This is a genomic window from Streptomyces sp. NPDC018031, from assembly GCF_044327625.1.
Lineage (GTDB): Bacteria > Actinomycetota > Actinomycetes > Streptomycetales > Streptomycetaceae > Streptomyces.
This window is the reverse complement of the sequence record NZ_JBIRFT010000035.1, coordinates 1-20,774: the sequence shown is the minus strand read 5'-3', so window position 1 is coordinate 20,774 and position 20,774 is coordinate 1. Positions and strand designations below refer to the sequence as shown.

Sequence of the window (20,774 nt, the reverse complement as noted above, 5' to 3'; positions counted from 1 at the left end):
TGGATGAGCTGGTCGTCACCGACGTACGCGACATGCTGAACGTTCTCCGGTGTGGTGTACCAGCTCGTCGGACTCGTACCCGCAGCGACTCTGGGCCGACCAGCGCCGGGCACCGTGTGTTCCCAACCCGCACTGCCCCCGATTCGGTGGAACAGTTCGTGGATGAGCTGGTCGTCACCGACGTACGCGACATGCTGAACGTTCTCCGGTGTGGTGTACCAGCTCGTCGGACTCGTACCCGCAGCGACTCTGGGTTGACCAGCGCCGGGCACCGTGTGTTCCCAACCCGCACTGCCCCCGATTCGGTGGAACAGTTCGTGGATGAGCTGGTCGTCACCGACGTACGCGACATGCTGAACGTTCTCCGGTGTGGTGTACCAGCTCGTCGGACTCGTACCCGCAGCGACTCTGGGCTGACCAGCGCCGGGCAGGCCACGAAGCCAGACTCCCGCTGGAACCTCGGGCCCCGCCGGCACGCGCTGGGGTCCATGCCATCGCATGTTGCCGTCGCGGGTGTAGAAATCGAAGCCTCGCTGATTCCTGACGCGAGCGATCAACTCGAGGTGGTATGTGTCGTTCGACTTGAACGTACTCTCCAGGAACGACAGTTCGTCGTACACGAGTGGACCCGGAATCCGGGTCCCGCCACCCCAGCGCTCTCCCACCGGTACCCACTCTCCGACGCTTCCGCCGTCCTGATGGAAGTGGATTGCACCCCCCAATTTGCTGGGGACAATAAGCTCCAAACCCCCATAATGTCCCCAATAACCAGTAAATGGTATCCCCGCCCTATATCCGTAGTCTCCTTGCAGGAGACCGGGGCGGCCTGTGAATTCCCCGTCAAGGACGGAGAAGGGATTCCCTGGCGCCCCAAGAACACCCTTTGGGTAAGTGACGTTGGGGTCTTTTGCCTCGAAGGCGTGGAGTTGCAGGCGGCCATTGTATGTAACGGCTACTATTGCGCTGGAAATTCCATCTGATAGCCATCCCTCATCTGCATACAAGGGTTCTCCGTTTGATCCTGCCGCCCATTGGCGCACCAGTTTGGCGATGGCCAGGCCGACGATCCTTTCCGAGTTGCGCGATTCGATTGCCTTCCAATGCGCACTGCCGCCTTCGTCATTGGCAGGGTTTATCCTGAAGTAGAGATCAAAACCCGACCTCCAGCCCGACACCACTGCGGCGAATATACTGCGCCCGTGCTCATTGAAGTCAAAGCCGAATTCGGGGTTCTCAAGGAAGTACGCTCCGCTGTAGTACATACTCGGCCCGCATGCACCATTACCCTTTGAGATGACCGGCACTTCAAACGGACCGTGCCAGGTCTGCCGGTTGTTGTCACGCCAATAATGCTCCGTGACGCCATCCGTTCGAGTAGCGAGAACTTCCAGGTTTCCCGTACGGGTTTCAGAGTCCGCTCGGAAGTCTGATTCGAGCACCGTGGCGCCCGCGTACTGGCCGGATCCGAACAGGATGGGACCATGCCACTGAAATGTGTGACCGAACGCCCTCTTCCCTCTGAAAGTTGTCCCGTCATCGTTTGAGACCACGAAGTTCAGCTGCTCGTCTCCACCTTTCCATGCGAGGACTATGCTAGCTCCTATGGAAGCCAAGGCAGGGGCCTGATCACTGGTCTCTCCCGGATATTCCGTTTGTAGTCCTTCGATGCCGAGCCCTCCGGTCGTGGTGCCGAACAGTACGACTCGGGCTACGCGTAGAGGTCCCCTGTCGCCCGCACCCCCGGCTCTCTTCCACGCCGCGAAAAGGCCGTGGGTACTTGACGTGAGGGCTACGGAGCGACCAACGTTTTCTTGGAACGTTCGCCTTCCCTGAAAAATGGTGCCGTCGCCAGAAAACATGACATTTAGATCATTGTTCCCTGATCCCTTCCAAGCTACAAAGAGTCTCCCGTCATGGGACGCGAGGGCTGGGGCATGACTGGTTGTTTCCCCCAGCGGGACCTTGTCCTGCAGGCCCTCTATGCCAAAACCTCCCGCAGTGTTGCCGAAAAGCGTCACCTTCGCCACGTGAATTTCTTCTTTAAAGCCCTTCCATGCCACGAATAGGCTGTTTGCATGGGACGTGAGAGTCGGCGCGGTGTCGCTTTTCTCGCGGAGAAGTCTCTTGTCCTGGAAGGACCTTCCGTTGTCACTGGAGAACATTAGATTGAGCTCTTCGTTACCCGAGCCCTTCCAAGCCAGGAACAGCCTTCCATGACTTGAGGCTAGAGCTGGAACCCTATCGCTGGTCTCATCAAGGATCACCTTCCCCTCCATACCGGATACACTGTACCCGTGGGTGGAGTCACCCGAAAGTACCAACCTGGCAATATTGATGGCTTCGTTGCTCAAGCCCACCCATGCGACAAAGATGCTTCCGTTGTGGGAAGCTATGGCAATCGATTCGCCCGTCATCTCGAACGTATTGTCACGCCAAAAGTTCGCCAGCCCGCTATCCGGCCACGAGATTATTACCTCAAAGGGCCTGAATTCATCCCCCCATCGATGTTGGATGAAGAAGCCGCCCGCAGGTGAAACGGGTGGCTCATCGGGCCAGTCAAAGTCGCCGTCGGCCAAGAGAATCACCTACTGCGATGGATCTCTCAATCCAGCTTACGCTCACTGTTAGTGGTCGGCGCGTTAGAGGCCTGAAGGACGGTGGTGCGACCAGCGGGCCACTGATCTACTTCCCCATGCGATTCAGCATTGGCTGAGGAGGCGTCGGCCTATGCGGCGGCCGTGGCGGAGACCATGGGGCTGGTCTGCTTCGACGTGCAGCAGGACCGGCTCAGGCCGTGAGCGAGGTGTTCAGGCGGCGGTAGCCGATCAGAGTCGCGGCTATGACCGACAAAGGCGAGGAAGTGTTCGGCCTTGCGTTCATAGCGCCGGTGGAGCCTTCGGCAGCCGGCCAGCCAGGACACAGTTCTCTCGACCACCCAGCGGTGCCGGCCGAGCCGCGTGGAGGACTCGATGCCCTTGCGAGCGATGCGGTGACGGATCCCCCACTGGCGGAGCCATCCGTGCAAATTGTCGTAGTCGTAACCTTTAGTGAGCGTTTGATTCTTGCTTGTCTGTTTCATTTGATTTAGCTGTCGCGCCAGTTGGTGGTGGTTTCGTGGGTGAGGCGGCGGGTCATGAGGTTGATGGCGGCCAGTTGGATCATGGCGGCTGATCGGTGGGGGTGGGTTTCGTAGTCGCGGGCCAGGCGGCGGTGGTGCATGAGCCAGCCGAGGGTGCGTTCGATGACCCAGCGGCGGGGCTGGACGTGGAAGCCGCGGGTGGTGGGGTCGCGTTGGACGATTTCGAGGTCGATGCCGAGGTGGGCGGCCTGCTCCACGGTTTTGGTCTTGTAGCCGTTGTCGGCCCAGGCTTTGGTGACGGTGGGGTGGTACTCGCGGACTTGGGTGAGGAGTTGGGTGCCGGCGGTGGAGTCGTGGACGCTGGCGGCGGTGAAACAGTCACGCCCCCACCGGGCAGGCTCTAGCGTGGTGTTCCCGGGCTCTGCCGGTCCGTTTCCTGGACAGGCGCGGCGGAAGGCCTCGGTCTTGTGCGTGTGCCGAATCGACCCGCAGCCCTGTCACTGCTAGGTGCGATGATCGCCATCACCGGCGCGAGGGCGCCGGTCTCGCAACCCAGGGACGGCTTGAATGGACACGTGGCAGGAAGTTTCGGCGTCGGTGGAGAGGCGCCTGGCAGCCGCGTCGTCCAGTGAACGCAAGGTGTTCGCTGCCGGCATCGCGGAACGGCTCATGAGCTGGCATGAAGCACTGCCCGCAGAGGAACATGCGCCGTTCACGATGAGCCTGCGGCCCCTGCTGAACTCCGTATGGGAAGGCGTACTCGGTGACACCGCTGCCTTCACGGCGGTGAAACGTGGTGTCGCCGAATACATGCTCAGCGACTACTGCCATAACGACGACCAGGATGGTCCCGACGATGCGGACGAGCATGCCGCGGCAGCAACGTTGTATGCGGCGCACGCGTATTTGTTCGGCTGCAATGACTTCGCGGTCTGGGCCAGCCGACGGGCCGTGGACGCGATGGACCAGCACCTGGAGTATCTCACCGAGCAGGACGAGGACCTGCCCGAACCCGATGCGGCACTCTTGGCTGAGCTTCAGCGCCAACTGGGGGATCTCGACCTCATCGCGAACTACGCGAAGGACCTTCGCTACTCGAGCACGGGGCTGCCCATCCACACCTTGATCCGGCTCCGGGTGGAGCTTCGAACTCCTCTCTCCAGCCGGGACTGACCAGCCCGGACATCGGACCCTCCAGAGAGTGCCTCGTTCGGCTTCGGTGATGGGGAAGCGGTAGCACTTGGTGCCGGTTTGGATGAGGGTGCAGCGGAAAGTGATCTGGTCGGCGATGGCTGCGCAGAGCCGGGGACCGTCGAAGGTCTTGTCCCACTCCGCGAACGGGGGTTCGTCGCGCCCCCGTGGCCTTGCACTTCTCACGCTCGGCGAAGATCTGGAACAGCAGTTGGCTCCCTTGTTGTGCAGGTTCAGGTAGCCGAACCCGTCCAGGCAGAAGAGGTCGACCTTGCTGTAGCGGTCGGTGGCGGACCAGAGCCGGCGCCCCGCCTCGGCGATCGCGGTGCCGACTCCGGTGCCCGGGTGTCCAAAGGACGCATGGCCGACGAGGCATGCTGGTAAGTCGCACCCGCACCCTTGCAGGGACTGCTCGTGACCGGCTCATCGAGCTACGTCGCACTCATGCGCTCGCGTCCTTCCTCCAGGTGGTGTGGGTGCGCTTTACCGGCGCCAGCCGGTCGTACTTCGTCATGTCTGGGGGAAGGTCGCTGCAACCCGCAACGCCGCGCGGGCGCGCCGGCGTCCCATCGGTCGTCGGCGCGCCATAGCTTCTAGCCGCGGGACCTGGCTTCGACTTCCTCAAGGTGGTCCTGGTGGCGGGCTAGTTGAGCTGATTCGGTGTCTGGCTGGGGTTCGAAGAAGCTTCCGCAGGCGCAAGCGACCATGCATTGTCCTTCGCTGTCCTGCTCGAGGAGGACGGTGTGGCCCGGTGGGGGGTCGGTCTGTGGTTCGGCCGCGGTGGGGCTTGGCGTCGCCGGCTGGGTTTGCTCGTGGGTGAACAGCTGTCCTTTGGACAGGAGTGGGTAGCGGGCGAGGTGTTTAGAAGTGAGGTCGAACGTGTTGTCCTTGGGTGCGTAGTCGACCAGGCTTTGGCGGCGGGCTTTGGACCACAGGCCGTAGAAGGCGTGGCCTTTGCGGGACAGGTACAGGTCGCGGTGGCCGACTGGGTCCCCGACGCTTTCGACGCGCAGGAGGCCGGCTGCCCACAGGGCGATGACGCGCTTCCTTGCGATCTTCTTGTTGACGTCCCACTTGTCGGGCGAGACGTCCAGCCCGAAGAATCCGTCCTCGTACTCGGCGAGTTTGCCTTGCTGCGCCCACCACAGGACGGTGCCCTGGGCTTCGGACAGGGGTGATGAGGCGACTTGGTCGATCTGTTCGGGCGACAGGAGGTCCTCGAGGCGGGCCACGCGATGGAACTGGGCATTGTGCATGCGGGCGGTCTCCGCCGCGTCCCACTCGGACTCCTGCCTGTCCCCGACGTCGATGGGCGCTCAACCGTGGCGGTGGCATCGCACGCCCCACCAGTCAGAGTTGGTGGTTCGTGCATCGAGCCGGTGGAGGGTGATGTGGTCCGGAAGGTCATGCCTCGTCTGTGCAATATTCGGCAGCATTGTTCATCTTTCCGTTGATGCGTGGCTGGTGGCGGCTGTGGTGCGGACAGTGCCGGTGCATTCGGGCCGTGGGAGGACTGACTGTTGCGCAGCGAAGTGGCGGCCCGGCACTGTGCACCGCTTCGCCCAAGGTGCGTGGTTGCCGCAGGGGTGACGGTCGCAGGCGAGGCAGAGCTGTGAAACGAGCCCTTGGGTGGGCCGGGACGTCCGCGAGTTGCCGAACGGGCCCGGCGTCCCCGGATCTCCTGGCCTGGGCCGGGCTTGTTGAAACCGGAGGCGCCGGGCGCCCCCATTCCCCGGGGATGGGTCCGCCGAGGGGCAGCGAGTACAGGCTCCCGCGGGGAGTGCCTCCTGTGTCCCACGGCGTTGCGGCTGCGACGTAGGCGGGCTGCAGGATTGAGCATGCCAGCTGGGACATCTATCCGCGCAACAACCACACCCGGCCGCAGATGCCCCCGGGATACCAAACCGGCGGCCGGCCCCCCGTCGACACGTGAGACGCCTCCTCGTGACCGGCGAGTCCCACCTTCACGTCTCCCACTACGGGACCAGTCGATGGAGTGACGGGCGACCCTGTGGATCAGTGCCTTGACTTCCCCGCAGGCCATGACGCGCCGCTATTGCAGGATCTGCGTGTACCCACTCCAGTGACTGATCGTTTGCAATGAGACGCGAAGGCAGCTCCCTACCGTCACCGCCGCGATTACAGGGGCTGGAATGCCGCCGCCCAGCGCCATCGCTTCGACAAGCCGATCGTCCCAGTCTTCACAGAGCCAGCGATACGACGAGGGAGTCGCCTTTCCTGCCCCGCCACGTCGAGAAGTGCATGGCAGCGGCATAGGCGGCACATCTACTGGCCTGACGCCTGCACCCAGGCGGCGAAGCGTTGACCCGGGGCCGCGTCCTCGCGCCAGTACCTCAAGACTGTCTCTTGGACGATCACGAGTCCCTCGGCAGCGATGAGGCATGAGACAGGCTCCTGCCCGCCAGCGTCGGCCTCGAAGGCGATCACGACGAGTGGGTCTCCTCCGAAGTGACGAGTGACCTTGAGAATTTCGTCGGACGAGGGAGCACGGAATATCGGATCGTGGAAGCTCGTCGGGCAGCTGACGAAGATCGGGTCGTCGAATACGAGCTCCAGGCCATGGTGGTAAGTCACGTCATGACCTGCAGCAAGGCGGAGCTGCGAGGCGCTCCAGGCGACTACGTCCCAGTCCCACCAGGACCCTGCAGGAAGCTGGATCCCAGCATGCCGTCCTCCAGCCTCCACTTTCAGCCTCTCATCAATCGAACAGGTCGTCAGACTACACAGGCGCCTCCGGTTCTCAACTTGACGGATTAGCCGCCGTGCGGTGTCTCCGGTGACAGCGGCGCGGAGACGGTTGACCTCCGCGGTCAGGCGCCCGATCCTGGCGTCGCAGTCCGTATGTCCCGGTTCGGTGTACTCGTCCGGCGCGGGGAGGCACTCGGCTGTGAGGGTCTCGTCCAAGGCTCCCAGAGGGCGCACTCGTAGCAGCTCCCCCACGGCCCGGAGCCTGCGTCCTGGCCAGCCGGGGCGGCAGCCGGAGAAACGGCAGCCTCAGCGGACCCCCTCTCTCTTACCTGCCCTGTTCGAAAGGCACTGCGGCACGGGGGGCGGAACCGGCCCCGGGGTTCCACCCCGACACTCATTCCGCCGCCTCACCGCCCTCGTGTGGCGGCGATCAGTGGAATCTCAGGTCGTGCGCGCCCCGTCCGTCGGACAGGACGGAGTAGCAGTCGACCCCGCACGCCAGCCCGAGCGAGGCGACCATCCAGCCGCCGGGCTCCGCCGTCGCCGCCCCGCAGTTCCCGCAGTGCCGCGCGCCCGGCTCTGCCGGACAGGGCGACGGTTCAAGACGGCTCCTCGGCGGAACGTACGGTTCAGGGGCCCACCGATGCCGTTGGTACTCTGCCCGGGCCTCCGGAAGCCGGTAGAAGCGGCCCCCGCGGTCGTCCTCGTACCCGTCGGCGTCCTCGTGCCAGCCGCCTGTCCCGGTCGGGTACGCCTGCACATCCCAGACGGTCACTGTGCTGCCGTCGCCGAGCGTCAGCCGACGCTCGATCAGCCGCATGCGCTCCGCCGGCCCGAGCCCCTTGTCGAACAGCTCATCGACGTCCACGGCGCCGGTTACGCCGTGTACCTCGACACGCTGCTCAGCCTCCAGGGCTGCGGCTCGCTCCGAGGCTTCCTACTCCGCGCGATTCGCCGCTGCCTTCTCCCGCCGCTGCCTCGCCACCGCCTCCCTGCGCGCAGAGGCCTGCAGCTCGGCTTCACGGGCGCGGCGCAGTTCCTGCTGCCGCTGCCCATGCTGTTCCAGCGACGGGTGGGCCTCACACCGGCCCAGATGCTGAGCCTCCCACCGGCCCGCGCCTTCCCGGACCTGGACGAGCTCGGCGGTCCCCGGGGCGACAGGTGCCCGGCACCGCGCGCACCTCTCGCCGGGCTCGACTGGTCGCGGCTTCGGACAGCCTCCCGGCCGGTGCTCGACGGCCGCCTCCTTGCCTCGACCGCACAGCACACCGGCCCCCTCGACCACGTCTCCGGCGCACCAGCGGCAGGGCCCACGCTTCAGATTCGGCCTTCCCGGGCCGGCCGCCGTCTCCCGTAAGGTCAGCGTCTGCACCGGCGGGTGCGCGGTCAGATGCTTGCGGTACTGCCTGCACGCCGCCGGTCCGAAGGTGCTCCCGGCCTTGGCGAACCGGCGTGACCATAGTGGGGCGAGTTCGCCTTCCGGCCGCACGAGATGGAGCGTCGCCTGGGCGCCCATCACGGGGTACCGGCCACCGCCGTGGTACCGCTCTGCGCGACCCGGCATCACCCAACGAAGTCCACATTCCAGGATGAAACAACGGGAGAAAACGACCTCTAAGAGGTCGTTTTCATCGGTGAGGTACTGGTTTCTCCAGGTTTGATGGTTGCCGAGGTGCGGTGCTGATGCGGCGTCTGATGCGGTTGAGCTGTAGGGGCCGGTTGGTGTGACGCCGGGTGTGGGAGGTGGCTCGCGCCTGTCTCATCCCAGGACGCCCGTTTCACGGTCGTGCCTCCACGGGTACGGATGCACGCCTGGGCGCGCGTCGGCACGGGCGGTACCTCCAGGTCATGAGCGCACGACGCCCGTATCCGAGTGACCTGTCCGACGCCCGCTGGGAGTTGATCGAGCCGGTCCTGGCGGCCTGGCGCTTCGAGCGCCGCCGCCGGGCTCTGGACATCGGCCGACCCCCCGAACACGACCTGCGCGAGATCATAAACGCGATCCTGTACGTCGACCGCACCGGCGTGCAGTGGCGCTACCTGCCGCACGACTTCCCGCACTGGAACACGGTCTACGGCTACTTCGCCAAGTGGCAGAAGGACGGCGTCTTCGCCCAGCTCAGCGGCCTGCTGCGAGAGCTGGTACGCCAGCAGGAAGGCCGAAACGCGAGCCCGTCGGCCTGCGTGATCGACGCGCAGAGCGTCAAGACCTCCACCAGCGTGCCCGCCACAAGTCAGGGCACGGACGCGGGCAAGAAGATCGTGGGCCGCAAGCGGAGCATCGTCACGGCCACGCTCGGCCTGCTGCTCGCGGTGCTGGTTACCGCGGCCAGCGTCCAGGACTCGGTAGCCGGCACCCACCTGCTCGACCAGGTGGCCGCCGCCCACCCCGGCCTCCGCAAGGTCTGGGTCGACGGCGGCTACCGCAAGCACTTCGTCGAGCACGCCGCCACCCTCGGCATCGACATGGAAATCGCCGCCCGCGCCCCCGGGACCAGGGGATTCACCCCGATACCGAAGCGGTGGACGGTGGAGCGGACGTACGGCTGGCTGATGCTCCACCGCCGCCTGGCCCGCGACTACGAAACCCTGCCCGCCCGCTCCGAAGCCATGATCCACCTCGCCATGGCCAACCTCATGGCCCGCCGCCTCACCGGCGAGACCACCATCTCCTGGCGCGACCCGGCATCACCCAACGAAGTCCACATTCCAGGATGAAACAACGGGAGAAAACGACCTCTAAGAGCCACTAGCACGAGCGGGCCTTCTGCCGACGTCGTGCTCGCGCAGGCTCTCGTGCAGGCCCGGCGCGCCCGGTCGACCAGGAGCCGGATCCTCACTCGGCACGTCACTTGCGAAGTGCGTCAGCCGTTCAGAAGCACGGTGCCTGTTCACTTACTGGCTCTAACAAAAGCGGTTTGATCATGTGACTGTCGGCTTGATCGTTCGTTGATGTGGCATGGGGAAGCGTCAGTCGCGGCCGTGGATCGTGTCGGACGAACTGTGGTCGCTGATCAAGCCGTTGCTGCCCGAGCCGCCGCCGAAGCAGGTGGAGGGACGGCCTCGGGTGCCCGACCGGCAGGCCCTGTGCGGCATCCTGTTCGTCCTGCACACCGGCATCCAGTGGGAGTACCTGCCCCAGGAGCTGGGCTTCGGTTCGGGTATGACCGGCTGGCGCCGCCTGGCGGCCTGGGACGAGGCCGGCGTGTGGGACCAGCTCCACCAGCTGCTGCTGAACAAGCTGCGGTCGAAGAACCAGCTGGACTGGTCGCGGGCGGTGATCGACTCCTCCCACGTCCGGGCCGCACGCAGGGGCCCAAAAGCGGACCCAGCCCGGTCGACCGCGCACGACCGGGCAGCAAGCATCACATCATCACCGACGGCCAGGGCGTCCCGCTCGCGGTGTCGCTGACCGGCGGCAACCGCAACGACGTCACCCAGCTCCTGCCCCTGCTCGACAAGATCCCAGCGGTCGCGGGAGTCGCCGGTCGGCCCCGACGCCGTCCAGACATGCTCTTCGCCGACCGCGGCTACGACCACGACAAGTACCGCCAGCTCCTTCGTGAGCGAGGCATACGCTCGGTGATCGCCGAACGCGGCCAGCCCCACGGCACCGGCCTGGGCACCTTCCGCTGGGTAGTCGAGCGGACGATCTCCTGGCTGTACGGCTTCCGCCGCCTACGCATCCGCTGGGAACGACGCGACGACATCCACGAGGCCTTCCTCGGCCTCGCCGTCTGCCTGATCACCCACCGACACGTCCAAAGGCTATGTTAGGACCAGTAGTTAGCCCTGCAGAAAGATGTCGATGCGCTGTTGGGCCACCATTCTGCGTATCCCTCCGATTATGGGCGGCATCGGGTTGAGTAGCACTTGCAGGCCACCTTGAGCCGTGGTGAGGACGTCGATCACGTCGATGTTTCCTTGCCCGGTCTGGCTTACCCCGGTGGGAAAATCTGCAATGAATATGGCGCCGTCCGGAATATGCGGACGGTCGGGATCCGGGCTCCCGCGGAAGAACACCCGGTGGACACCGTTCGCCAGTCGACGCGCCAGCTCCTCGTGGCCCCACCCATCCGCTGAGACGCGGACTGAATCGAGCGCTGCGATGAGAGTCTTGAAAGTCGGTGCGGTGAACAAACTTGGCCACGCAGTGCTGAACCTGAGGCGCACGTCCAGTACGAAGTCGGTGTCAGCCACCCCCGGGTTCTTGTGGAACCCGTGCAGGCGGTAGGTAGCCTGCCGAGGGACGGAGGCCCAGAAGCCGTATCCCCACTGGGACACGTCGAGCATCTCTACCTGGGGCTGGAGTCCAAGATTTTCAGACTGTCTGTGCAGTTCGGCGTCGAACCGAGTGCGCACGAAGGTACGCATCTGCTCTGAAGTGAGTTCGGCAAAGACGGCCTTGTCCGAGCCGTCGCCAGTTGTGACAATAGCTCCGTTCTCGAAGACGCACCAGGCGATGTTGGGGCTGTCAGCGGGTGACAGGCCCGCCAACCGCTGGGTGTCCACGACCGGATAACCGAGTGCACCTGCTTCCCAACCGTCGTTCTGCCACCGGTCGCGTACGGATCCGCCGACCGACATCGGACCGGTACGCATCGTCCAGTAGATAGAAGCACTGTGCTGAAAATGGTTGAAGCGGCCAATACCGTCTGGTGTACCGGATTCATCGGTCACCGGGGGGCCGAAGAGGTGGACACCATTGAGGGCTACGTACTTCGCGCGAATGTCGCCGTGAACCTCGTGTGCGCCCGTACCTGCGCTGTAGTAGATGTCGCAATGCTCATACGGCCTGAGGTACACCCCAGGCCCTACCTCCTTGACCGGTCCGGTGATGCTTCCAGCCCAGCCGAGTCGTGTCGCCTTCTTGTCGATTTCTTTGCCCGCGGAAACCCGCCGCAGGGCATCGCCAACCGAACCATCCAGGGGACCGTGGGGGACGGTGACCCCTCCCACTGTCGCTCCACCGCGTACGTGAAGCACTCCTCCGCCATCGACGCTGGGCACCACAGGTGGTTCCACGATCTCTACCGGTGCGTTGGGGGTTCGAATCTCCGGCATAATGATCAACTCCTCCACCGCTTACCCGCCTACCGCCCGACTGTGTGCGGCTCCTCTACCAGGAAACGCGCCATGAGTGATTATGACAAATCGGGCCCTGTGGGTGAGCCGCCAATGACGGCCGGTGATATTGATCTGTCTAAGGCCCCCTTCCCCCGGTCGGCATGCGCTGGAAACTTCGACCCTGGGCCGCCCAGTGGCGACACCGAACCATGAGTATGAAACTGGATATAGGAGGCTGGATAAGCCGACCGGAAGCGCCTGGCAAGTGCGGTCACACACCAAACCGTTCGCATGAAGCAAGTGGAGGGAAGCTCGGCACTGGACTGACTACGAGAAGGGAAGCGCAAGTCAGGATTGCGTGCACTTCAGTGCACTTTCAGCGCATCACCTTGTATTTGACCGTACACGGAGGAATCATGGGGCTGTACGCAAGTTGGACTCACGGAAATGCGGTTACCGTAGAATCCCCAGAAAACCTGGCCCGCGTAGGGTACTTCGGCTGGGGTGGCGACATGCTCATCCGCCCCGGCAAGTCAAGCTGGTTTCACATCCCGATCCCAACTCCAGTGATCACCCTCGAAGGTCGCACGAAGCTGCAGAGGGTCTTTCTTCTGTTCCTGACAAATCAGGGATTCGGAACCATCAGGAGCGTTCACGTTTATGATGGAGCCTCTGTTGTTCAGAAATTTGATGGCCTTTCGCTGCAAGGTGACCATCGCGGGGCCCTAGATGGGCAAAATACATTCAGTATGGCCACGCCGCACACAGTGGCTGTCGGGATAGGAATTTCTTTTCTTTGCGTCGCGGCAATCGGATTCGACAGCCCCATACCACCATCAGCAATGACCATCGCTAGTGCGGGCGGTGATTTTACGACCTGACGGACTTCATGCGCGGGCCGTCAACCCTTGAACCATGTAGGACACGGTCTTAGGAACTGAAACACTCCGATAACGTCGAAGTATCCGCTGCCGTCGTGCCGGAGAAGTGATTCTGTCAGTTCCCTCGGAAAGGACTGCCCCAGGACGGTCTCTGCCGCTTGGATCGCTTCTTGTTTTGAAGTGGCTGCCGGCTGGAAAGGCCACGGGACGCGGGAGCCATCGGGTAGCTCGGCGGTGCGGGCGGTGTGTGCGGGGAGACGGCCCCGGGCTGCTGCGGGAGCGTGTGGCGGCAAGGGCAGGGGTCCGATGCCACGGTGGCTCATCCGTGGGTGTGCTGGTCTTCGCAACTCGGGGAGCGGCCGGGGGTGAGTGCGTCGGCTGGCCGCCGTCGATCGCGCCCCCGGCGTCGTGTAATCAGGCGCCTCGGGGACTTACCGTGGGCCATGGCTGAGGGCGCCAGCCTGGCAGTCAACGCCGGAAGCGGGCTTTGTTCCCCTCGATGCGAATTAGGAAGTCGGTGATGGGGGCTTCGTCGGTGGAGGGGACGAGGCTGAGTCCCTCGGCATGGATTGCCTCGTCTGCGGCCAGAGCGGCTGCCCGATCACCTTGACTCCAGGCATCGCGCAACGCGGCGAACAGTGGCCGCAGTCCTTCCCAAGCGGGAGCAGGTTCAAAGCGGCAGTCGGTCCAGAACATGTCGACTCCTTCAAGGGTCAACGTTCCTATCAGGCGGTCTTGCTGTCTGAGCTGCCAACTCTCTTCCGTCACTGCGTCCCCCTCATTCGTGTGGCAGGCATTTTTGCGGACCGTGCCGCGCGGCCTACCGAGAGGTGGTGCAGCCGGCCCCCCACTGCCAGCAGCGCGGAGGTCGCCGCGCAGGTGACGACGAGGCCATTGAGCCAGGCGTAGCTTTCGGAGCTGGGGTAGGTCGTCCCGTCGTCCAGTACGCAGTCGAAGGCGGGCGGCAGATACGAGGCGCGGTGGCCGACGAGGTCCCCCACAAGATGGGGCGCGGCGTCACGGCAGGCGGGCGCGGGTGAGGAGCCCGAACCGGACTCGGACTCATGCTCAGCCATTTCGACAGCGCCCAGTGCCATAGCGAGGAGCAGGACAGCAGCCACCGCCAGCATGCCGGCGCCCCAGCGAAGAAGTTGGATGCCCCAGTCGGGTCGTCGGCCCGGCAAGGCGACGGTCAGCAGTTTGACCACCACGACGATGACCCATGTGGGGGCAGCGAGCAGGGCCGCGATGGCAAGCAGAGCTAACACGTCGCGGGCTCCTTCCACAGACCTGCCGAACAGGTGTGCAGGACTTGGAGTAGCCTAACGAGCGATCGCGCGGCATGTGCGGAGACGCCGAAGATGGCCATTTATCTCGGTTTGTGCTTGATGGAGTGCTGAGGTGCCGAGCCGGTCTTCACCCGGACACGACCGCGCTCGTGCGTGCCTCACCATCGACTCGCTCTCGACCGGTAGTACTGGGCAGCGACGGCACCGGCGCCGACCTGATCCGGGCCTCCCTCCCCGGCGCCCTCCACATGGACGGATCTGCCGTCTTCCGGCACGCGGTCGACCGCGTGCGACTTAATGTCGGCGTGAAGTCAAGCGGAGACAGCGGCCCAAGCGCGATGAGCATCGGTGCCCTCGCAGCGCGGTTCGGACTGGCCGCGCACGTCCTGCGGCATTGGGAGTCGATGGGCCTGCTGCGCCCCGTACGGGACATGGGCGGACGCCGCCGCTACGGTGCGGACGACCTCATCCGCGTGGCGACGATCCTCGTATTCAAGAAGGCCGGCATCGGCCTGGACACCACGAGGAGCCTGTCCGCCACCGCCGACCGCGCCACCCGGCACGAGATCCTGCGTCCCGAGGCCGAGGAGCTCCGATCGAAAATCGCCGCGGCCCGGGCCTCTCTGGAGCTCCAAGAGCTTCACCACCGAGCGCTTCGTGAGCGGCACTCGGTCTCGGCTATCGCCGCGAAGAACTCTAACGGCTCGATTCAGGAGACGGCGGCGTCATCGATCGTGCCCCGGATCTCCAGCAAGTCGTCGACTCCGGTGATCTCGCCGAGCCGCTGAAGCCGGGTAGACACGCGACCGTGCAAGGTACCCGCGTGGCGGGTGACGAGCAGCAGATTCAGGAAGGTCGAGTCCGCGAAGGTAACACCGGAGGCGTCCAGGACCACCTTGGGCTGCTTCCTGACCGCGGCCTCCAGCCTCCGCCAGTGGCGTGACACCGCCACATCTCATCGCTCTTCACGCGCGCTTCGAACCGAGCATCTACTGTGGTCTGAATCAGGTTTCGAGGGGGCGCATGCAAGGCGAAGACAGCGCCGGAGCCGGTGGTGGCTCCGCCGGACCGTGGGCGGGCAGCACGCCTCAGCAGGCGGGCTCCGGGGCGACTCAGCATTGGCCGACGGCACCGTCCTCCGGAGCCTCGTCCACGCCCGACCACCCGCATGTGGTGATCGAGGGCCGCTACGAGCTGCTGGAACCGATCGGTAGCGGCGGCATGGGCGAGGTGTGGAAGGCCCACGACCGGCGGCTGCGCCGGTTCGTCGCCATAAAGGGTCTGCTCGACCGGAACGCGGTGGCCGCTGGTTCCCAGGCCGCGGCGATGCAGCGGGCACGCCGAGAAGCGGAGGCCATAGCCAAGATCGAGCACCCGAACGTGGTGACGGTCCACGACCAGGTCGAGACCGACAACCAGGTCTGGATCGTGATGAAGCTGCACGACGCCGGGTCGTTGGCGGATCTGCTGCACAAGCAGAGGGTGCTCACCGTGCCGAAGGCAGCGGACGTCGGCCACCAGATCCTCCAGGGGTTGCGGGCGGTGCACGCGGCATCAGTCCTCCACCGCGACGTGAAACCGGGCAATGTACTGGTCCGGGACGACGGGCACGTGATCCTGGTGGACTTCGGGATCGCGACGTTCGAGGGAGCCACCCCGCTGACCCGGTCCGGCAGCGCCATCGGCACGCCCCCGTACCAGGCGCCTGAACTCTTCTCCAGCGGGCCCAGCCCCGCCTCGGACTTATGGGCGCTGGGGGTCACGCTGTACGAGATGGTCGAGGGCAGCCTTCCCTTCGGCGGCAGGGAGCGCTGGGAGGTCCAGGCGAGCATCCAGCAGTCGCCGCACCCGGTCCTACGGTACGCGGGTCCCCTCGCCCCGGTGATCCAGGGGCTGCTGCGCACGAATCCCGACGAGCGTCTGGACACGTCCACGGCGGACAGTATGCTGCGCGAGGTGCTGGGCGCTTTGTCGAACGCCGCCCCCGCCGGGGCCGCGACGCAGCCGCCGGAGCCCGCGCCCGCACCTGCGCCGGAGCCCGCGTCCGCCCCGGCTCCCCCGAGGGCCGCCCCGGAGAAGGACCCGCGGTCCGGCTCCCGGAAGGGCGCCAAGAGGGCCGTGGCGGTGGCTCTTGCCGTGACGTTGCTGAGTACCGCCGGCTGGCTCGTGGCGAACGGAGCCGGCTCCGGCCCCGACTCGGGCGGGAAGGACAAGGTCAGCGGTGGCGCCAGCCAGGACGGCCGGGGTGGCGACGCCGAGACGCAGACTTGGACGGAGTGGAAGAAGGCCCATCCCCAGCTGAAGATCGGCGTCAAGGCCGATCAGCCAGGGCTGAGCCTGAGAAAGGAAAAGGACAGCGAAGGGCATCACACGTACGCGGGCCTAGACATCGACATGGCCTACAAGGTCGCCCGGGACCTGGGATACGAGGACAAGGATGTCCAGTTCGTCGAGGTCACGTCCGGGAACCGGGAGAGCCATCTGAAGAGGAAGGCGGTGGATCTCGTCATCGCCTCGTACACCATGAAGGAAAGCGCCGAGACCGATTTCGTCGGCCCGTACTACGAGGCCGGCCGGGGGTTCCTGGTGCGCAAGAACTCGGTGAGGCACGGGGAGATCAAGGACGACAGCTATCTGATGTCCGAGAAGGTGGAGGTGTGCACCGCCAAGGGCTCGACTTACGCGAAGGAGCTTCCCCTCATCGGCTTCACCCTGATGAAGTCGCTGCCTGCCACCTACCAGTACTGCCTGGAGCAGCTGCTGAGCAAGGAGACGAACGTCTACGCAGTGGCCTCGGACGACGCCGTTCTCGCGGGTTACGCCCAGTCGGACACGGTCAGGATGCTGGACACCATCGGGGGCACGGAGAAATACGGTGTGGCCATGCGTTCCGGAACTCCGGCCCTGAAGAAGAGGGTGTGCTCGGCGGTGGCGGCGATTCTAGAAGACACCCCGGGGTGGGTTTCCATGTACCAGAAGAATCTGGCCCCCCTGCTGAAGAAGCCCACACCGGGCGTCCCCGACCTGGATCCGAAGGCGTGCCCGGAGAGCTGAGCGGAACCCGTGAGGCCGCGGCCCCGCCGGTTCGTCGCACGACGTCGGACGGTTCGTTGTGGGCACCGCGTCTACGACACCCTAGGGTGCCCGGCGTCGACCGTACCCCTTGGCCCGCGGCTCGAGGTGGGTGGCGCCGTCAGTGCGCAGCGGCGTCAGCGCCTGCTCGAAAGGGGTGATCACGTCGGCGCAGGCAGTTCGCATGGCCATGCTGGCGGCGTGATCGACGGTTCGCTCCCGGTCGGGAGAGATGTGCGGGCCAGTTGGTCGGGCAGGAGCGTGGCCAGGTACTGGCGCAGGATGTGAATGACCAGGGGGATGCCGTCCTTGCCGCGCCGGTTGTGCTCGGTCTGGGGTACGCGGATCCACCAGGCGTAGTACGGGTCGTCGTCGGTGCCGTAGGTGTCGTGGTCGCAGCAGTCCTCGTAGACGCAGCCGAGCGAGGCGGTGAGCTCGGTCATCGGTTGCCGGGTGCCTTCAGCCAGGTCCGGCCGCTGATCGTGCTGTTCCCGTGAGGACACGAGGCGGTTTTCCGGGTCGTCGACGGTGACCTGCCACACGGCCCAGTCGAAGTCCTCCCATTCCTTCGCCTGCACGCTTCCCAGGGCCACTTCGGCTCCCTCACGCCTCGTCCACTCCCGGGCAGCCAGTACACCAGGGTCCAAGGCCGGGGCCTGTTCGCAAGCTCCGCCCTGGACGAGCGACACAGCAGCCGGCCGGCCCCCGGCCGCAGCGGCGGTGCCCGCGCCACATGGGGGCACGTCGGCCACCGTAACGTCCAGGCGCGGCCGGACGAATCGCATGGGGCGGCGCCAGCCCCGCGGTCGATGGCGGTGTCGGCGTCGACTTCCGCAGCCACCTCGGGGACGGCCAGGGTGACGTCCAAAAGTTCGTGGCTACCCCAGGTGGAGGAGAAGCGGGCGCCGGTCCATGGATGGTCCGGGCCTGCCGGCTGGAGGCGACCGGCCCTGGAGCCAGGCGGTCCCGATGGCCTGGACCCGCCGGTCCGGGGAACGGAGCCGCACGGGAAAGGACGTTGCCCCCGGACGGGGTCCGGGGGGCAACGGGGCGGGACGAGACGGCCGGCCCGGCGGGGATCCCGGCGGAGCGCGCGTCGCTCACCGGCTCACTACGAGATGGCGTCGTCGACGTTGCTCTGCCAGTAGCTGACCCACGCGCTGCTGTCCACGTAGGTGGAGTGCGGCAGCTTCAGCGTCGTTTCCTCGTCAAGGCTGCCGTCCTGCTGGGAGTTGGAGAGGTACACCGTGACGCTGTCCGCGTCGAGGCCCTCGTCCCCGGATCCGTCGGCCAAGGAAGTCATGATGCCGGCGTAGGCGGTCTCGCCCGGCTTGAGCACGAGGACGGACTGCGGCTTGGAGGACTCCAGCGGCACCACGGTCGACTGGGCTTCCTCGCCGAACCCCAGGTAGGGGTAGCCGTAGATCGCGCACGGCGCGTCGGACTCATTGGTGGCCTGGAGCAGCAGGTGGTTGACCGGGCGCTGCACGGACTGCACGGCCATGTTCATCGACAGGGCCGAGCAGTCGGGGATCGACGCGTCGGCCTCGGAAGGCTCGGATGCCTTGCCGTTGTGGCCGCTGGTGGAGTTCTCCGTCCTCTGCTCCTTGCCCTTCTCCGGCGTACTCGTCTCCGTGGTGTCCTTCGCGGCTTCGGACGCCTGGGCGCCGGAGGTCTGCTCGCCGCCGGCGGGCCGCTGGGTGTTCCCGTTCTCGTCCCCGCTCCCGGTGCCGCCCGATCCGCCAGTGGCCTCCTGGGTGTCCGTTGCGGAAGCCGAGCTGGTGGCCTTGCCCTCGGACTTGGTACCACCGCCGTCCTCGGTGCAGGCGGTGAGCGCCAGTGCGGCAACGGCGGTCAGCGCGGCGGCGGTGGTGCGCAGAACCTGAGAGCGGCGGCTGACGATGCTGTTCATGCTGGGTCTCCCCCGGGGCGATCGGTGGTCTCGGTATGACCATGAGCTTTCCGCAGCCCGCTTCCGAACCGCTGCCGCCCCGTTAACGCTCCACTAACGGACCACCGAGACTCCCTGCCCGGCGTCCGGGCGGCCGGCCCGGCGGCACCTCCACCCACTACCGAACGCCAGGCGGAAGAAGGCCTTGGCGGCCCCGAACCGGCAGGACGGGGCTGCAGCCGCTGCCTCCTCCATCCGTGCCGCACCCAGACCGCCGACCGCGTGAAGCCGACGTGAGGAAGCCTGTCAGCCAGGTCCGGACGTACTCGACAAGGACCCGACTCGGGCATGAGCGGTTGGCTCTGCTCACGAGTTTCGGAGAGCAGTCATTCACTGCCTTGGGAAGCAGCCGGATCGTCCTGGGGCGATGTTCACGAGAACGGGAGACACCGGACGGCCCGGTCTCTTGAGGTCGCCTCGATCCACCCACCCCCGGCTCACGGCCCTTCCGTCGGGCGCTGGACCGCCCGCCAGCGCGGGGCGTCATCGTCAGGGATGTCTGGAGAAGCGAAGTGGAACGGCACGCCGAGGTGGCCGGCCAGCGTCCGACCGGCCTTGGCGGCGGCGTCGCCAAGGGGAGCACCGCCCGGGCGTCGGTAGACGGTCGCCAGGTGACCCTCCCCCTCTGGAGCATCCAAGACCGCGACCAGGACAACGAACCAGTCGTGCACGGTATCGCCGTCCCACAGCGCCTCCACCGCCACCACGCGACCTGGGAGAGCCGCAGCGCGAGCCGCAAGTGAGGGGAGGTCGAGCGGTTCCGGAAGTGTGTGCTGCACTCGGTCACCAAGAGCCCCATACCGCGCGTGGACCACCCGCTCGGCCTCGTGCAACCCTACCCCCAGAGGGCGCAGCGCCTCCCAGACGGACCTGACCGCCGACAGTCGACGATCGCGCTGTACATCGGCATCGACCGCTCGGCAGGTCCGTTCGTCCAGATAGGCCCACCAGCCGCTCATGCGGCCACCAGCCGGGGTTTCAGGGCGCGTCATAGGCCCGAAACGTACGTCGGGGCGCAGCGCGCGCCCCGGCCGCCCCCTGAGTGATGCTGTCGAATCTCACGGACGAAGCCAACCGGCGTCCCGGAACCCACGAACTACTCTGCCTTCAGATGCACACCCATCCTTCGGTTCCGTGGATTTCCCCTCCGCGAATCTGCGAGCCCATCGGCTCTTTTGCGACGTGCCGACTTCGACCACACGGTCCGGCTCGGCCGGCTCCACTCTCCGCAGTCGATCGAGGTCCGATTCGGCACCGGCCGGGCTGGGGCCGTCGACGTCGTGCTCTGCACCACGGCCTCCGTCGGTCCCCGCCCACCCCGAGGTCGACTGGGGGCAGCTGCGCGCGGTGGAGAAAGGCCGGCGCTCTCCGCTCGCGGCGCTGCGCCTGGCACTGCTGTGCCCGCTCGCCTTACACCACGCCGATCAGGGCGTTCTCCTCCTAAAGGGTGTTGCATAAGGCTTGGTGGTGGGCATTTTGCTTGTATGGGTGGGGTGTTGCGGGCTGAGCCGGTGTGGGTGGAGACGTTCACGGGC

General features: G+C 65.7%; 17 protein-coding genes and 2 pseudogenes. 7 read left to right on the top strand and 12 right to left on the bottom strand.

From position 1 onward, the window contains the following. The 3 genes and pseudogenes from ACH4B3_RS33830 to ACH4B3_RS33820 form a co-directional block, all read right to left on the bottom strand. Positions 1-2,576 (bottom strand): hypothetical protein (locus tag ACH4B3_RS33830; protein WP_398469554.1); only part of this gene is annotated, 2,576 nt, incomplete at its 3' end. A 211-nt stretch (positions 2,577-2,787) separates the two neighbouring features. Continuing rightward, a pseudogene (locus tag ACH4B3_RS33825) lies at positions 2,788-3,046 on the bottom strand (transposase); the annotation flags it as partial. 38 nt (positions 3,047-3,084) lie between these two features. Beyond that, positions 3,085-3,450: pseudogene (locus ACH4B3_RS33820) on the bottom strand (transposase); the annotation flags it as partial. A 196-nt stretch (positions 3,451-3,646) separates the two neighbouring features. Between ACH4B3_RS33820 and ACH4B3_RS33815 the strand changes: the two are divergent. Beyond that, the gene (locus ACH4B3_RS33815) at positions 3,647-4,252 is read left to right on the top strand and encodes a hypothetical protein (RefSeq protein ID WP_398469553.1); all 606 of its coding nucleotides are present in this window, start codon (positions 3,647-3,649) and stop codon (positions 4,250-4,252) included. Positions 4,253-4,863: 611 nt separating this feature from the next. On the opposite strand, the gene ACH4B3_RS33810 is transcribed toward ACH4B3_RS33815, so the two are convergent. The 3 genes from ACH4B3_RS33810 to ACH4B3_RS33800 form a co-directional block, all read right to left on the bottom strand. Beyond that, on the bottom strand, positions 4,864-5,526 hold the full coding sequence (locus ACH4B3_RS33810; protein ID WP_398469551.1) for a hypothetical protein: 663 nt from the start codon (positions 5,524-5,526) through the stop codon (positions 4,864-4,866). A 1,030-nt stretch (positions 5,527-6,556) separates the two neighbouring features. Further along, positions 6,557-7,195: a hypothetical protein gene (locus tag ACH4B3_RS33805; RefSeq protein ID WP_398469549.1), complete on the bottom strand. Its 639-nt coding sequence runs from the start codon at positions 7,193-7,195 to the stop codon at positions 6,557-6,559. Positions 7,196-7,409: 214 nt separating this feature from the next. After that, the gene (locus ACH4B3_RS33800; RefSeq protein ID WP_398469547.1) at positions 7,410-7,847 is read right to left on the bottom strand and encodes a hypothetical protein; all 438 of its coding nucleotides are present in this window, start codon (positions 7,845-7,847) and stop codon (positions 7,410-7,412) included. 980 nt (positions 7,848-8,827) lie between these two features. Between ACH4B3_RS33800 and ACH4B3_RS33795 the strand changes: the two genes are divergently transcribed. Together ACH4B3_RS33795 and ACH4B3_RS33790 are read left to right on the top strand one after the other, a co-directional pair. Next, positions 8,828-9,697: an IS5 family transposase gene (locus tag ACH4B3_RS33795; RefSeq protein ID WP_398469545.1), complete on the top strand. Its 870-nt coding sequence runs from the start codon at positions 8,828-8,830 to the stop codon at positions 9,695-9,697. A gap of 241 nt (positions 9,698-9,938) precedes the next feature. Continuing rightward, positions 9,939-10,756, top strand: a protein-coding gene (locus tag ACH4B3_RS33790) for an IS5 family transposase (protein WP_398469543.1) whose coding sequence is annotated in 2 segments (ribosomal slippage) — positions 9,939-10,290 and positions 10,290-10,756 — 819 coding nt in all. Because the reading frame shifts where the segments join, the coding sequence is not laid out codon by codon here. A 9-nt stretch (positions 10,757-10,765) separates the two neighbouring features. Here the strand turns inward: ACH4B3_RS33790 and ACH4B3_RS33785 are convergent. After that, on the bottom strand, positions 10,766-12,061 hold the full coding sequence (locus ACH4B3_RS33785) for an LGFP repeat-containing protein (protein ID WP_398469541.1): 1,296 nt from the start codon (positions 12,059-12,061) through the stop codon (positions 10,766-10,768). Positions 12,062-12,462: 401 nt separating this feature from the next. Between ACH4B3_RS33785 and ACH4B3_RS33780 the strand changes: the two genes are divergently transcribed. Beyond that, entirely contained in the window at positions 12,463-12,927 is a 465-nt protein-coding gene (locus ACH4B3_RS33780; RefSeq protein ID WP_398469539.1) for a DUF6623 family protein, read from the top strand. A gap of 468 nt (positions 12,928-13,395) precedes the next feature. On the opposite strand, the gene ACH4B3_RS33775 is transcribed toward ACH4B3_RS33780, so the two are convergent. Beyond that, a complete protein-coding gene (locus ACH4B3_RS33775) occupies positions 13,396-13,623 on the bottom strand; it encodes a hypothetical protein (protein ID WP_398469537.1) in 228 nt (75 codons plus the stop codon). Between the two features lie 68 nt (positions 13,624-13,691). Then, a complete protein-coding gene (locus tag ACH4B3_RS33770; RefSeq protein ID WP_398469535.1) occupies positions 13,692-14,195 on the bottom strand; it encodes a hypothetical protein in 504 nt (167 codons plus the stop codon). Positions 14,196-14,554: 359 nt separating this feature from the next. Here ACH4B3_RS33770 and ACH4B3_RS33765 point away from each other — a divergent pair, with 359 nt between their 5' ends. After that, a complete protein-coding gene (locus ACH4B3_RS33765) occupies positions 14,555-15,004 on the top strand; it encodes a MerR family transcriptional regulator (RefSeq protein ID WP_398469558.1) in 450 nt (149 codons plus the stop codon). On the opposite strand, the gene ACH4B3_RS33760 is transcribed toward ACH4B3_RS33765, so the two are convergent. Beyond that, positions 14,926-15,111 (bottom strand): hypothetical protein, encoded by a 186-nt coding sequence (locus tag ACH4B3_RS33760; protein WP_398469556.1) that lies wholly within the window; start codon positions 15,109-15,111, stop codon positions 14,926-14,928. The two genes, ACH4B3_RS33765 and ACH4B3_RS33760, sit on opposite strands and share 79 nt — an antisense overlap. Positions 15,112-15,239: 128 nt before the next feature. On the opposite strand from ACH4B3_RS33760, the gene ACH4B3_RS33755 reads away from it, so the two are divergent. Next, positions 15,240-17,270: a serine/threonine-protein kinase gene (locus ACH4B3_RS33755; RefSeq protein ID WP_398469533.1), complete on the top strand. Its 2,031-nt coding sequence runs from the start codon at positions 15,240-15,242 to the stop codon at positions 17,268-17,270. 179 nt (positions 17,271-17,449) lie between these two features. Here ACH4B3_RS33755 and ACH4B3_RS33750 read toward each other — a convergent pair whose 3' ends face one another. Continuing rightward, positions 17,450-17,881, bottom strand: a complete 432-nt coding sequence (locus tag ACH4B3_RS33750; protein WP_398469531.1) for a hypothetical protein — start codon at positions 17,879-17,881, stop codon at positions 17,450-17,452. Positions 17,882-18,399: 518 nt separating this feature from the next. Then, a complete protein-coding gene (locus tag ACH4B3_RS33745; protein ID WP_398469529.1) occupies positions 18,400-19,200 on the bottom strand; it encodes a DUF4232 domain-containing protein in 801 nt (266 codons plus the stop codon). Between the two features lie 650 nt (positions 19,201-19,850). On the opposite strand from ACH4B3_RS33745, the gene ACH4B3_RS33740 reads away from it, so the two are divergent. Next, entirely contained in the window at positions 19,851-19,982 is a 132-nt protein-coding gene (locus ACH4B3_RS33740) for a hypothetical protein (RefSeq protein ID WP_398469528.1), read from the top strand. The last annotated feature ends 792 nt before the right edge of the window (positions 19,983-20,774 follow it).

What these genes read in the sequence shown, in the direction of transcription:
- ACH4B3_RS33810 (WP_398469551.1), bottom strand. Translation starts at nt 5,526, where the DNA reads ATGCACAATGCCCAGTTCCATCGCGTGGCCCGCCTCGAGGACCTCCTG.
- ACH4B3_RS33775 (WP_398469537.1), bottom strand. Translation starts at nt 13,623, where the DNA reads ATGTTCTGGACCGACTGCCGCTTTGAACCTGCTCCCGCTTGGGAAGGA.
- ACH4B3_RS33765 (WP_398469558.1), top strand. Translation starts at nt 14,555, where the DNA reads ATGAGCATCGGTGCCCTCGCAGCGCGGTTCGGACTGGCCGCGCACGTC.
- ACH4B3_RS33795 (WP_398469545.1), top strand. Translation starts at nt 8,828, where the DNA reads ATGAGCGCACGACGCCCGTATCCGAGTGACCTGTCCGACGCCCGCTGG.
- ACH4B3_RS33755 (WP_398469533.1), top strand. Translation starts at nt 15,240, where the DNA reads ATGCAAGGCGAAGACAGCGCCGGAGCCGGTGGTGGCTCCGCCGGACCG.
- ACH4B3_RS33815 (WP_398469553.1), top strand. Translation starts at nt 3,647, where the DNA reads ATGGACACGTGGCAGGAAGTTTCGGCGTCGGTGGAGAGGCGCCTGGCA.
- ACH4B3_RS33780 (WP_398469539.1), top strand. Translation starts at nt 12,463, where the DNA reads ATGGGGCTGTACGCAAGTTGGACTCACGGAAATGCGGTTACCGTAGAA.
- ACH4B3_RS33745 (WP_398469529.1), bottom strand. Translation starts at nt 19,200, where the DNA reads ATGAACAGCATCGTCAGCCGCCGCTCTCAGGTTCTGCGCACCACCGCC.